Here is a 13,170-nt window from a genome sequence, read left to right as displayed (position 1 = left end):
TCTACCTCATTAGTGCGATAGGATATTCCCACGCGGACAAGGGAGGGAACATAGTGGGAATGAACGAGAGGACGCAGGGGCAGCGGCCAACAGATCCGTCGGGCAAGCTCAAGGCGCATCGGGCAAAGGGGGCACGGCGAGGCTCGGCCCTCGAGGCCATCGTAGGATCGGGTGCGCTGTGGGCGTGGGGGTTTCTGTGCTACCTCAGTCCCGTGCTCATCTCTACCCCCGACGCATCGTCCAGCGTCGGCCTCGAATACGGCTTTTTCACGTCCCAAGCCGCCGTCATCGCCACGGCGCTCCTTTTGGTCGCGGGATCACGGCGGAACACGATGGCCATGGGACCGACGCCCCTCATCATCGCCGCGGTCGTGATGGGAGCGGCGACCGTTGTTCTTCCCTGGCTGCTCGCCCGGCAAATGCTGGCGTTCGTTATCCTAGCTGGCGTGATCACCGGCATAGCGGGCACACTGTGCGGTGCCGCGTGGGGCGCTCGCTATTCCCTCGATTTCCGCGATGCTCCCGGCGTCATCATCCTGTCGTTCCTCTTCGCCTACGTGCTCTATCTTGCCATCTCTCATATAGAAGCGGGGCCTTTCGCCGTAGTTGCCGTCGCTGCGCTGCCCCTTGTCTCCATGGGGCTGAGAACCGACGAGGCCGCTCGGCGCCATCATGTGTCGCTCGATGTCTTTCCCTCGAAGGCGGCGATCGCCCCCGACGCGATGCCCGGCGAGATCGTCGCCGGAAGCTGGGAGGCGCGCCTGCTCCCCTGGAGGTCGATGGCTCCCATCATCCTCGCCGCGCTCATCGGCAACTTCATATCCTCCGCCATTATGGGCACGACCTACGAGCAGGCCGCCAGCCTGTTCGCCGGCGGCGTGGCCGTCTGCTTCATCATCGCCGTGCTGGCGCTGGTGCCTTTCACGCTTGAGAAGCACGATTTCTCGGCGCTGAGCCTCTACCGCACCACCGTTACCTTCGCCGTGGCGGGACTGCTGATCATCCTCGCGCTGGGAGGCGCAGGCGTCCCCATGGGCGGCGCGCTCGTGCAGGGGTGCGCCATGTTCCTGCAGGTGCTTGTGTACGTGCTCGTCACGCAAAGCACCCAGCGGGAGGGCCTGGCGCCGCTGCTCTCGTTCAGCGTGGGCCAGGGGCTCATCTCGGCGGTGGTGCTGGCGGGAAACATTCTGGGCAAGCAGTTCTACTACCTCGCCGGTGGGGCGCTCGCACCCTTCGAGATTGCCTGCGCCATCGGCGTGCTCCTGCTGTTCTGCGTTGTAGTGAACACGAAAGCAGGGGGAGCTTCAGACGATCTTGCGACAGCCGAGACACCTGGCGTACCCGGCCGCCAGGCGCCAGCCCCAAACAAGGAGAACCATGCTGCCGCCTTCGCAGAGCACTTCAAGCTGACCAAGCGCGAGGCGGAGGTACTGGAATACCTGGTGCGCGGCCGAAGCCTTCCCTATATCGCCGATACGCTGTTCGTCACCACTGGCACAGTGAAAACCCACGTCAAGCACATCTACCGCAAGTGCGCCGTCGGCACCCGCCAGGAGCTGCTCGACCTGTTCGAGCGCGAAGGCTAGCCCGCCTGCGCCCCCTCGCCTCTCGCGCGCCTGCGCGCCCGCGCGCGCCTGCGTTCCCCCGCCTCGCGCGCACCAGTGCGCGCCCGCGCGCCTGCATCCTCTTCGCCTTTCGCATTGCCGTAAGTTGGAAAGTATGATTTTTTGTACACGGCTCTGACCTGGATATTTCTTGTATATTGCCAGGTCATAGCTAATTTCTCATACGTACAAAAAAGCAGATATTCCAGCCAGTTCTGCCCAGAAAAGCATGTTTTCCAAGCAATGCAGACCGAGAGGAGTCGTCAGCTGCGCCCACCGGCTCGTCGCCTAGCTGTTTAGTGCCAAGACGTTGTTTACATCCGGGTGGTGACAAATAGGGAGGCCTCCGCCAAGCTGTGAGTTGTCTAGATTCGCAGCGAAGGGGGCCTCCCATGCCATCGCATCCTAACGCAAAGCTGACCCCGAGGGGGCGGGAAACCCTCGTTTCCCGCATAGAATCCGGCGTCGGCGTGGCCGACGCCGCCCGCCAGATGGGCGTCAGCCGCCAGACCGCGTGCAAGTGGCTGCGCCGCAGCCGGCGCGGCGAGGGGCTGGCGGACCGCAGCAGCCGGCCGCGCAGGCTCGCCAGGCTCACGCCGCCCGACGCCGAGGAGCGCGTCGCCGAGGCCCGCGCGTCCATGCTGCTCGCGCCGCTCGCGCTGGCGGCGGCCACCGGCGTCCCCGCCCGCACCTGCGCCAGGATAGTGGCCCGCCGCGGGATGCCGCGCCTCGCCGACGTCGACCGTGTGACCGGCGAGGTCCGGCGCCGCGGCCCCGCGACGCCGGTGCGCTACGAGCGCGAGGCCCCCGGCGAGCTGCTGCACGTCGACGTCAAGAAGGTGGCCCGCGTCCCCGACGGCGGGGGCTGGCGGGCGCGCGGCCGCGCCGGCCGGCCGAGGCCGGGGGCGGGCACGGCGTGCCTGCACGTCGCCGTCGACGACTTCAGCCGCGTGGCCTACGCCGAGCTGCTGCCCGACGAGCGCAAGGGCACCTGCGCGGCCTTCATGGGCCGCTGCCTGGGCTTCTTCGGGGAGATGGGCGTCTCGGTCGAGCGCGTGATGACCGACAACGGGCCGGGCTACCGCAGCGGCGAGTTCAACGCGCTGCTCGAGGGGCGCGGGGTCCGCCACGTCTACACGAGGCCCTTCAGCCCCTGGCAGAACGGCAAGGTCGAGCGCATGAACCGCACGCTCGCCCAGGAGTGGCAGTACGGCAGGGCGTGGGAGAGCGAGGCGGGGAGGGCCGCCGCCCTCCCCGCCTTCATCGAGCATTATAATTGGGACAGGCCGCACAGCGCCTGCGGGGGCCTGCCGCCCATGTCGCGCATCGTCGGCGTAAACAACCTATTGGCACACAACACCTAGCAACCGACCGCCTTGCGCCCAAAGATGCGCCCACCGGCCTCCCTACAGCGCGAAGCGGTCGCGGGCGCGCTTCGGGATGGTGGCGCGCGAGGCCTCGGCGCGGTCATGTTGCCAGTTCATGAGGAACAAGACGCAGTCGGTGCGGTTGCTGGCGCGGAGGCGCTCGATCTGACGGTCGAACAGCTCGCCGTCGTCGAGGAAGCCGGCCTCGGCCAGGGCGCGCACGCAGGTAATATCGCCCTCGCGCGCCACGGCGGCCACTGCATCGGCCGCTCGCTCGCGCAGGGCTTCCACGATGCGGTCGCGCATCGCGGGCGCCAGGCGGAAGGGGGCGGCCACGCGGTGCAGCAGAGCGCCCAGGTGGTCGGGTAGGCCGCGGCCCACAAGCAGCTGATCGTCGTAGCGGGTGAAATCGAAGGGAATGCCATCGTCGGGCGCTTCCAAAAAGCAGCTCATAAGCTGGTCGGAGGTGATGTGCACCACGGCATCGGCCGCGGCCAGACGCACTACGGCGTACTCGAAGCTGCCCTCGCCGATGCTGGTGACGCTGGCCGGAATGAGCACCGGCCCCACTAGCGTGCGCGAGCAGAAGCAGTGGGCGCCAATGGTACGCAGGCCCTCGGGCAGCATGAGCTTGCGCGTGCCCTTGCAGGCGTTGCCGTCGCGCACCGTGCGCACCGTGTCGGGCAAGACGAGGGTGGCTGGAGCCGTGATGAGCGCTCGCTCGGCGATGACCGTGAGCGGGGCGCCCTCTACCGCCCGGGGCAATGCCAGACGGTCGGCCGCCGATGCCGGCGCTGCCATGGTGACAGCGGCCTCGGCAGCGATCTCGCGGGGCGAGAGGGCCGCGCCACCGCGCACCCGAGCATGGGCCGCTGACGAGAACTGTCGCGACACCGAATCCGGTGCCGGCGGCCCCGCGACAAGCCGAGCCGCGCCGTCGGCGAAGTCGTACCAGCAGCCGTCTTGCTCAACGGCGTCAAAATCGGTTACACGGCCACCGCAGCGCTGCACAATGCGAGCAAGCGCAGCCAGGTCGGCACCGCGCCAAATCGTCTCGGGGTGCACGGTGCCGTCCACGCGTTCCAGGGTGCCGGGCGTATCCAGCACCCGAGGCGGCGGGCAACCCTTGGCGAAGGCTGCCGAGCCCACAACGCGCACGCCCTGGGAAATGGCAAGGCGCTCAGGCGCGGGAGCCTCTGCGAACAGCAGTCGCCAGGAGCCTTGGGGGTTCTTGCCGGAGGGCCCGGCAGCACCAGCCGCTTCGCCCAAGCGCTCCAGCAGACAGCCGCCTCGCACTGCGAGCCGCTCGTTGGCCGCGCTCACCAGATAGCGGCGACGTTCCAAACGCGGATTGGGAAGCGCCATGTCCAACGGGGCGGGATCGTAGGTGCGCACTCTCGCCCCGAGAGAGATCGTCTCGGCGCATACCGAGCCGAACGCCTGGGCACCCACCACTTCCACGGTATCGGGCACCACCAGCAGACGCACTTGCACACCGCTCGTGTAACGCCGCGCGAACGCCTCGGAGGCGATGCGCTTCACCGGCGCATCATCGATATACGACGGCACCACCACGATTAAGTTGTCGGCAGGAAGCCCGTTCTCGGCCAAAGCCGCCAGATGCACTGCCGACACCGCGAACCCCTCGCCGTCGCGTCGCACCGTCAGCGGTACGTTGAGGGCGAAGTGCCTCAGCGCGTCTTCCCCCGGCTCACCTGCCTGACCGTCCTCCGACTCACCTGCAGCACCGCCCCTCAGGCCGTCCACGTCGCCATGCCCCAGGCCGCCTGTCGAGCCACCCGCCAGCTCACCCGCTAGGCTCGCCGACAGCTCTTCCGTTGTTTCACAAAAACTTTCTGATGTTTCACGGTATCTATTCGTCTGCGAGCGGATGGTATTGGATGTTTCACGGCATTCTAATGTTTCACATAAGGCTGCGCTATCCGTAATTGATGACGCCTCATCCTGCGACTGGCCGGGATTCCAACGCGGGGTTTGCCCCAACGTCCACAGCTCATGGGGCGTCAGCGCGCGGGCAGAGACGTCCGCCGCATCCTCCTCCGTGCCTGCCGCCCCTTCTCCGTGCACGGCATCTCCGATAAGGGCCATGCGCTCCTCGTCGGTTATGCCCATGCCAAGGGCCCCCACAATGAGCAAGTCGCCGTCAGTGCCCTCTAGCTCGTCGGTCTCATCGAGCGCCGCATCGTGCACCCACGGCTTGTAGGGAGCCAGCTGCGGGCGCCAGTTCTCACCCTCAATGGGATGCCCCGGCTCCTCGACGGTCACCTCATCGAGGGAAAGTCGAAGCGGATTTTCTTGCGCCTGCGCAACAAGATCTCTTATCGGAGTGACCTCATCACGAAATACCAGCGTTCCAGCGTTCATAGTTTTGTGCACCTTCCCAATTTGGAGGCTGCAGGGATGTTTACCCCGCGTGTGCCCCATGCTACACTACCCCGCAAGCGGGAACAACTTTCAAAACCGAGAGAATTTTTGGCCGGAAACCCGCGCAGTGCGCAGAGCAGAAACCCCGGCTTCGCGGGAATCGCGCAGCGAAAGGAGGCCACGGTGCGCAGCAACGACATGGAAGCCCTCGCCCTCGATGCGCTCGACCTGGTGCGCAACGGCCTTCTGGTGAACCTGCGCTTCATGAGCGCCGCCTTCGCGCGGCTGGCCCCCCTGCCCACTCCCGGCGCCACCTTCGCCACCGATGGCGCCCACCTGCGCTTCGACCCGGCCACCTGGGCCCGCACCTATGCCCGCGACAGCGCCGAGGCCACCCGTTCCTACCTGCACGTGGTGCTGCACAACGTGTTCCTGCACCTGTATCCTGGCGCGAATGTGGAGCCCGATCTGTGGGACATTGCCTGCGATATGGTGGTGGAATCAGTCATCGACCAGTTGGATCTTCCCGCTACGCGCACGGCAACGGCCGCCGCCTCGCGCCCCGAGCTAGAGCGCATGGCCGAAGAAGCCGGCCTTATGACCGCCGAGCGCGTCTACGCGGCCCTGCGCGAGCGCCGCGCTGCGGGCGCAAGCGCCGAGGAACTTGCTCGCCTCGCAGCCCGCTTCTCCGTGGACGACCATCGCCCCTGGCACGCCGCCACCGTGGCCGAGGGAGACGACGGCAACCTGGCCGAGGGCGAGGCCGCCGAGGGCGAGGGCCAACGCGGAGCCGCCGCCGGTGCGGCCGACACCCCCGGCACCGATATGGATATCCCCGACGAGGCCGCCGATGTTCCCTACAGCCACAAGGCCCACCGGGCCATGGATGCCGCCGACATCACCCAAAAGGAGGCCCCCGAGCACGCCGCCCGGGCCATCGGCGAGCGCTTCGCCGATACGGTGCAGCTGGACCGCTCCCGCGAGCAGTGGGAGAACGCCGCCCTGGAAATGGGCATTCAGCTGGACGCCTACGCGAAGCTGTGGGGCATCGAGGGCTCGAACTTGGCCATGAACCTGCGCAAGGTCACCCGCGAGAAGCACGACTACCGCGCCTTCCTGCGCAAGTTCTCCCGCATGGGCGAGCAGATTCGCGTGAACGACGACGAGTTCGACTACGTCTTCTACACCTACGGCCTTCAGCTGTACGGCAACCTGCCCCTCGTGGAGCCGGTGGAATTCGCCGAGGAGAAGCGCATCCGCGACTTCGTCATCGCCATCGACACCTCGGCCTCCACCAAAGACGGCCTCGTGCGGCGCTTCATCGAGCGCACCTATTCCATCCTCGCCGACGAGACGAGTTTCTTCTCGAAGATGAACGTGCTCATCATCCAGTGCGATGCCGCCGTGACCGACGTGGCCCGCATCACCTGCCTGCGCGATTTGGAAGACTACCTGGAAAATCCCGTCATCAAGGGTCTGGGGGGCACCGATTTCCGTCCCGTGTTCGCCTACGTGGACGAAGCGCTCGCTGCTGGCGAGCTGAACGACCTCGGCGGCCTCATCTACTTCACCGACGGCCAGGGCACCTATCCCACCCGGCGCCCCGCCTTTGAGACCGCCTTCGTTTTCCTCGATTCCGACGATGCCGCCGCCAGCGCCCCGGTACCTCCGTGGGCCATGAAAGTCGTTTTGGACGAGACCTTCGTATTAGAAGAGGAGCCCCTCTGACCATAGCTCTTCCCTCGCCGCCATTTCACGAACCGCCGTCCGTAAAGGAGCCCCCTATGAACATCCGCGAAGCGAAACAGCAGATCAAAAACGCCATGGTAGCCTATTTCACCAAGGACGAGTTCGGCAACTACCGGCTGCCGGCCGCCCGGCAGCGCCCGGTGTTTCTGCTCGGCGCCCCAGGCATCGGCAAAACGGCCATTATGGAGCAGATCGCCCAGGAGCTGGAAGTGGGCTTCGTGTCCTATTCCATGACCCACCACACGCGCCAAAGCGCCTTAGGCCTGCCCTTTATCGCCACGAAGATCTATGGCGGCGTGGAATACCAGGTGTCCGAGTACACCATGAGCGAGATCATCGCCTCGGTCTACGAGGCCATGGAATCCACGGGCCGTCCCGAGGGCATCCTGTTTCTGGACGAGATCAACTGCGTGTCGGAGACCCTTACCCCGGCCATGCTGCAATTCTTGCAGTACAAGGTGTTCGGCCGCCACGCCGTGCCCGATGGATGGATCGTGGTGACCGCGGGCAACCCGCCCGAGTACAACCGCACGGCTCACGATTTCGACATCGCCACCTGGGACCGCCTGAAGCGCATCGAGGTGGAGCCCGACTACGACGTGTGGCGCGAATTCGCCGTGTCAGCGGAAGTGCACCCGGCCGTCATCACCTATCTCGATATCGAGCGCAACCACTTCTACGCCGTGGAGGCCACGCCCGACGGCGCATCCTTCGTCACGGCCCGCGGCTGGGACGACCTGTCGGCCATGATCAAGCTCTACGAGGCCCAGGGCTTGGCCGTCGACGAGCTGCTCGTGGAGCAGTACGTGCAGAACGGCGACATCGCGAAGCGGTTCGCGATGTACTACGACCTGTTCACGAAGTATCGCAGCGATTACCAGATCGACCGCATTCTCGAGGGCACGGCCGATACGGGCCTGGCCGAGCGGGCACGGCGGGCGCCCTTCGACGAGCGCGTGGCCGTCATGGGGCTCATCGTGGATGCCACGGTGGGCCGTTTGCGCCAAGCCGTTATGGAGGAGAAGGCCGCGGCGTTCACCCACGGCGTGCTGGCCGATCTGAAGGCGCGCCTGGCTGCCGCAGGCGTGGCCGAGAACGACAACGGGGCCGATCTCATGCGCGCCACCGCCACGGCCCTCGCCCACGACCGCGATACGGAGCGGGCCGCGAGCCTGCTTACCGAGGAGCGCTACCGCTCCTTCGAGCGGGCCATCGGCCTGCTGGACGAGGTGCTGCGCACCGGGGCCGAACGACCGGAGGGGCCCACGTTCAACCTGCTGCGGGAGCGCTTCAATGCGCGGCTGGACGCGCTGGACGGCAGCATCGACGGTGCCGCAGCCGCCCTGGACAACGTATTCAGGTTCGTGGAAGAGGCCTTCGGCGAGGGCCAGGAGATGCTCATGCTGGTAACCGACCTATCGGTCAACCGCGCCGGCATGGCCTTCATTAACGACCACGGCTGCGAGCGCTACTTCGCCCACAACCAGAACCTCCAGTTCTACGAGCGCGGCAGCGACCTGGCCGCCCGCATCGACCGCATCACCCTGGAAGAGGAGTAGGGGCGCACCCCGATAGAAGTGGGACACCTTACCGGGTAAGGTGTCCCACTGTGCAGGATTCGAGGGCTGGAACACTTTGGGGCACTTTACCCGGCAAGGTGTCCCGGCCCCATCATTGAAGGGTCTACAGGTACACCACCGGCAGGGCCGCCAAAATAACCAGCAGGCGCAGCATGAAGCCGCCCACGAGCACGCCGCCCTCGCCAATGACGCTCACCACCATAGACGTGGTGGACGTCTCCACCTTCCGCGTGATGAACACGGGGTATCCCTCGATGGCGAAGGGCGCCACCAGGCCGAGCAGCACCAGGCCGCCCCAGAACATGGGCGCGTACTGGCCCGACACCAGCGAGGCCACCGATGCGGCGCCCTCGGCGCTGCCCGAGCTCACGATGATGAGCATGGTCACGAGCACCACCATCTCGATGGCCGACAGGATCACATGGCTCTTCTTGATGAGCCACATGCGCTCGAAGCGCTCCCGGTCGGTCACCAGGCCCACCAAGCTCGTGGCGGCAAGACCGGCCGAGAGAGCCGACACCACGAACAGCACCGGCAGAATGGCGTTGTTCCACAGCGGATAGGCCTTCACGACGCCCAGCAGGAAACCGGTGTAGGCGGCCACGCAGAAGGCGGACACGATGCCCACCCAGGTCAGCCCCTTGGGCACGGGACGGCGCAGCACCTCAAGCAGAGCGGCAACCACCGATACCGGCATGAACACGCAGATGAAATACACGCCGAGGGTCATTACGGAACCCGGGTTCATCACCAGGTAGAAGAAGCGCAGCGGGTTATGCAGCCCCGCCTCCGCATCCAGCATGAGCATGAGCAGCCCGATGCCGAGGAAGATCGGCGCGATAATGCGGCCTGCGACGCGCATCTTCACGCTATCGGGGTACTTCGCCTCCACAAAGGCCGAAGTGAGGAAGGCCCCGGCGGACGCGCCCGCCAAGAACAGGTACCATGCGATCATAGATCCCCAAACCATTGGTCATCACCTCACGTAGTAGATTTTCGCGGCGGTCAAGTCGCTCGCCAGAGGCTGAGCGTTCGTGCGGGCGATCTCCTGGCAGATCTCGCTTTCGGGATCGTCCAGGTCACCGAAGATGCGGGCACCGGAGACGCAGGTGTTCACACAGCGCGGCGGGTTGCCCGGCTGGCCCTCGTACCAACAGAAGCGGCACTTCTCGATCACGCCGGTCTTTTCGATCTGCACGCGCACGCCGTAGGGGCAGGCGGCCATGCAGTACTTGCAGCCGATGCACTTGCCCTCGTCCACCAGCACCACGCCGGAATCGGTGGTGTAGGTAGCGTGGGTGGGGCACACGGCCTCGCAGGGGGCGTCCTCACAGTGCATGCACTGCACCGGCACCACTTCCGCGTACACATTGGGATACGCGCCTTGCTCCACCTCGTCGAACTTGATGAACGCCTCCTCGTGATCGAGGCCGTTCACCATCTGGCAGGCGATGCGGCAGGCATAGCAGCCGACGCACTTCTTCGTATTGATGAGCATGCCATAGCGGGTCATCAGTCTTCCACCTTCCTAACCGTAACCGCCACTTCCTGGCTCATGGTGGAGCCCACGGCGGGCTCGAGATGCAGCGGGATGAAGTCCATCATGTTCAGGCCGAAGCCCTGGGCGCGGGTGAGATAGGGCGACGTGCTGCCGTAGTGCGTGGGCAAGAACAGCACGCCGGGCTTCAAGCGCTCGGTCACTTTCACGGCCACACGACCCGAAGCCTCGCTCGAGGACAGCTCCACCGTGTCGCCATCGGCAATGCCCAGCTCAGCGGCATCGGAGGCGGCCATCCACAAACGCTCGAGCTGGTACTCGCGGGAAATGGCGTTCAGGGCCTCCAGGTTCAGCGTCATGGTGTGGGAGTGGATGCCCTGCTTGCCACCGATAAGGGAGAACTCCCCCGCCGCCGGCTCCACCAGCCGCGGCACATAGCCGATAACCGGGTTCAAGCCCGCTTCGGCCACCTTCGCCGAGGTGAACTGGAACTTCTCCGTGGGAGTTTTGAACGTGGGCGTGCCGAACTCGAAGCCCGGGTCGGCCAACTCCACGATGCCGGCCTCGCGCACCGCATCAAGGGAGGTGCCCACCGTGGCCAACTGAGCATCGGCCAGCTCCTCTATGGTGAAGGGGAAGTACTGCCCCACGCCGCAGGCCTCGGCCAGACCGACGAAGATCTCGTCGCAGGGCTTGGTCTCGGGGTGCACGCGATCGATCACCGGCGTGCGCAGCGCCACATAGTGCTTCTTGCCGCCGATGAACTCGGGCAGTTCCATACGCTCGAGCACGGTGCACTCGGGCAGTACGTAATCGGAGACGAGGGCCGTCTCGCTCATCTGCACGTCGATAGTCACCACCAGCTTGGCCTTGGCCAGAGCCTCGCGCCACTTCGCCGGCTGGGCATAGCCCTGTACCGCATTGGAGTTGTAGAAGAACACGCCCTGCACGGTGCCGTCGTTGCAGCCGTTCAGCACGGCCAGGTTGGTGCCGGTGCCGGACAGCGCCAGGGGGAACTCGGCGTCGCCCACGCGCTTGACCGCAGGCTCGGGTACCTTGGGGAACTTCACCGGGTCCACGTCGCCGGCCTTGGGCGAGGAGGTGATAAGCGCACCGCCCTTCTGGCCCCAGCAGCCCAGAAGCGCATTCACGGCGCATACCGCGCGGGCCGTCTCGAAGGAGTTCTGGTAGGCGCACCCGAAAGCCGCGCGCCAGGAGGGCTCGATGGCGCAGGCGGGCGCTGCGGCAGCCAGGGCCTCGGCCAGCTCCACAATGGTGTCGGCCGGCACGTCGCAAATGCCCTCGGCCCATGCCGGCGTGTACTCGGCCACCTGGGCCGCGAACTCCGGGAAGCCCACAGTGAACTGCTCGATGAACTCGTGGTCATACAAATCGTTCGTCACCAGCACGTTGGCAATGCCCAGCAGAAGGGCGATGTCGGTGCCAGGCTTGATGGGCACCCAATCGGTGGCGAAGATGCCGGTGTTGTTCAGGCGCGGATCCACGATGACCACGCGAGCGCCCTTGTCGGCAGCCCCGGCCAGGCTCTTCACCGACGAGGGGCGGATACCATCGCCGTAGCTGCGACCAATGAAGACCACCATCTTGGTGTTCGGGAAATCCACGGAATAGTTCGATGCGCCCGTGGCCTCCTGGATGCCACTTTCCTTAGACAGGTTGCAGGCAGCGGCGTGGGTGTACACATTGGCCGAACCGAGCGCATTCATGAAGCGCTTGCTGTAGTACTTGCCCGAGGGACGGGGATCCTGAACGATGGCCAGGGCCTCAGGTCCCGCCTCGGCCAGGATCTCCTGCACCTTGGCCCCGATCTCGGCAAAGGCATCGTCCCAGCTGATGGGGGCAAAGCTGCCGTCTTCGGCCCGCTTCATGGGCTGGGTCAGGCGACCATCGGAATAGGCCCACTGGGCCGTACCGTGACCGCGACCGCACAGCGTTCCCTTGGAATAGGGATGCTCTTCCATGCCCTCCACGGTCCACAGGCGCCCATCGAGGGTAGTGGCGACCAGACCGCACTTGCTTGAGCAGCCGTTGCACAGCGACGCCCCCTGGGTCTTCGCCCCGGCAGCCTCGGCCCGCTCGGCCTGCCACGTGGCCACCGAGCAGGTGCCCACGGCAGCCAGCGCGGCGGTGGCGGCGGTGCCCTTCAGAAAGGTCCGCCTGGTGGGATTGCAGCGCATTAAAGCCTCCTTCTCTTGCATGTCTGCGTTCTCCTTGTCTCTGAAGCCCTTCGGCGTTTTACCGAAGGCTCTGGGAAAGATTGTGAATCGCCCGGGTCAGGGCCCCCGTCAGTTCGCGGCCGTGGGCCAGGGCAGCCGTCAGCTCATCGTGGTGCTGTGCCACGGGCAACGGGCGCGCCCCGAGGGTCGCAAGTCGGGTTGCCAGGGCGTCCTCGTAAGCGCCGAGCCAATCGAGGTGGTCGGCCAGCAGAGCGCGCACCGCTTCGCCATTGCCCGCCTCTGCGTACAGGCACGCTACTTCGGTCAGCAGGGCCACATGGTCGGGCATGGCCTCGTAGGCGGGAGGAACCTCCAACTCCAGCCCATCGTAGAGCGCGCGCATATGCTGGGCGCTATCTCCGAGCAGCAGATTCCGCGCGGCACCGAACTGCGCCGGGCCGTCCCCGTCACCTCCCGACATAGAGGCCCACGGCTTATAGAGAGATTCCACGGGAAGGGTTGCGGCCAGGGCCCCCAAGGTGAGCACCTCGTCCTCAAGACGGCGACGCACTGCCGCCGAGGGGGGTGCGGGAGCGGCAAGGCCATCGACCGCCGCCGCTTGAGCTCCTTCATAGGCCGCGGGATAATCGGCACCCCAGAGCGCGAACAACGCTCCTAAGGCCCTCACGTAATTTGCCCGCTTCTGCATGATCGCACCTCCTCTCGATGGCGACCCATGCTAGAATCGTCGGCCTCGCTCTATATCATCAGTTTCTGATGATTTACCTGAAAGCAAGTCGGTCATAATAG

General features: G+C 65.8%; 9 protein-coding genes. 4 read left to right on the top strand and 5 right to left on the bottom strand.

Annotated elements, in window-relative coordinates:
- The first annotated feature begins 59 nt into the window (after positions 1 to 59).
- The gene (locus tag C811_RS13880; protein WP_084811532.1) at positions 60 to 1,586 is read left to right on the top strand and encodes a response regulator transcription factor; all 1,527 of its coding nucleotides are present in this window, start codon (positions 60 to 62) and stop codon (positions 1,584 to 1,586) included.
- 410 nt (positions 1,587 to 1,996) lie between these two features.
- Positions 1,997 to 2,968: an IS481 family transposase gene (locus C811_RS13875; protein WP_016308429.1), complete on the top strand. Its 972-nt coding sequence runs from the start codon at positions 1,997 to 1,999 to the stop codon at positions 2,966 to 2,968.
- Positions 2,969 to 3,010: 42 nt separating this feature from the next.
- Here C811_RS13875 and C811_RS0104090 read toward each other — a convergent pair whose 3' ends face one another.
- Complete coding sequence (locus tag C811_RS0104090) at positions 3,011 to 5,356, bottom strand: leucine-rich repeat domain-containing protein (protein WP_016310311.1); 2,346 nt, start codon at positions 5,354 to 5,356, stop codon at positions 3,011 to 3,013.
- Positions 5,357 to 5,539: 183 nt separating this feature from the next.
- Here C811_RS0104090 and C811_RS13870 point away from each other — a divergent pair, with 183 nt between their 5' ends.
- Positions 5,540 to 7,084 (top strand): vWA domain-containing protein, encoded by a 1,545-nt coding sequence (locus tag C811_RS13870; protein ID WP_016310310.1) that lies wholly within the window; start codon positions 5,540 to 5,542, stop codon positions 7,082 to 7,084.
- Between the two features lie 56 nt (positions 7,085 to 7,140).
- Positions 7,141 to 8,664, top strand: coding sequence for an ATP-binding protein (locus C811_RS13865; protein ID WP_016310309.1), 1,524 nt, complete (start codon positions 7,141 to 7,143; stop codon positions 8,662 to 8,664).
- Positions 8,665 to 8,788: 124 nt separating this feature from the next.
- Here C811_RS13865 and nrfD read toward each other — a convergent pair whose 3' ends face one another.
- Genes nrfD through C811_RS0104085 form a run of 4 tightly spaced genes read right to left on the bottom strand, consistent with a single transcriptional unit; the run spans position 8,789 to position 13,069 of the window.
- Entirely contained in the window at positions 8,789 to 9,655 is an 867-nt protein-coding gene (nrfD, locus tag C811_RS13860) for an NrfD/PsrC family molybdoenzyme membrane anchor subunit (protein WP_016310308.1), read from the bottom strand.
- A 6-nt stretch (positions 9,656 to 9,661) separates the two neighbouring features.
- Complete coding sequence (locus tag C811_RS13855) at positions 9,662 to 10,198, bottom strand: 4Fe-4S dicluster domain-containing protein (RefSeq protein ID WP_016310307.1); 537 nt, start codon at positions 10,196 to 10,198, stop codon at positions 9,662 to 9,664.
- On the bottom strand, positions 10,198 to 12,381 hold the full coding sequence (locus C811_RS13850) for a molybdopterin-containing oxidoreductase family protein (RefSeq protein WP_022926656.1): 2,184 nt from the start codon (positions 12,379 to 12,381) through the stop codon (positions 10,198 to 10,200). Before C811_RS13850 ends, C811_RS13855 begins: the two co-directional genes overlap by 1 nt.
- A gap of 58 nt (positions 12,382 to 12,439) precedes the next feature.
- Complete coding sequence (locus C811_RS0104085; protein ID WP_016310305.1) at positions 12,440 to 13,069, bottom strand: molecular chaperone TorD family protein; 630 nt, start codon at positions 13,067 to 13,069, stop codon at positions 12,440 to 12,442.
- Positions 13,070 to 13,170: the final 101 nt, after the last annotated feature.

Source organism: Adlercreutzia caecimuris B7, assembly GCF_000403355.2.
In the GTDB taxonomy this organism is placed as follows: Bacteria; Actinomycetota; Coriobacteriia; order Coriobacteriales; family Eggerthellaceae; genus Adlercreutzia; species Adlercreutzia caecimuris.
The sequence above is the reverse complement of the archived record's forward strand: the minus strand, read 5'-3'. Positions and strand labels throughout refer to the sequence as shown.

Bases quoted from the DNA above. Each gene is read 5' to 3' on its own strand.
- C811_RS13880 (WP_084811532.1), top strand. From the start codon at position 60: ATGAACGAGAGGACGCAGGGGCAGCGGCCAACAGATCCGTCGGGCAAG.
- C811_RS13875 (WP_016308429.1), top strand. From the start codon at position 1,997: ATGCCATCGCATCCTAACGCAAAGCTGACCCCGAGGGGGCGGGAAACC.
- C811_RS0104090 (WP_016310311.1), bottom strand. From the start codon at position 5,356: ATGAACGCTGGAACGCTGGTATTTCGTGATGAGGTCACTCCGATAAGA.
- C811_RS13865 (WP_016310309.1), top strand. From the start codon at position 7,141: ATGAACATCCGCGAAGCGAAACAGCAGATCAAAAACGCCATGGTAGCC.
- nrfD (WP_016310308.1), bottom strand. From the start codon at position 9,655: ATGGTTTGGGGATCTATGATCGCATGGTACCTGTTCTTGGCGGGCGCG.
- C811_RS13855 (WP_016310307.1), bottom strand. From the start codon at position 10,198: ATGACCCGCTATGGCATGCTCATCAATACGAAGAAGTGCGTCGGCTGC.
- C811_RS13850 (WP_022926656.1), bottom strand. From the start codon at position 12,381: ATGCGCTGCAATCCCACCAGGCGGACCTTTCTGAAGGGCACCGCCGCC.
- C811_RS0104085 (WP_016310305.1), bottom strand. From the start codon at position 13,069: ATGCAGAAGCGGGCAAATTACGTGAGGGCCTTAGGAGCGTTGTTCGCG.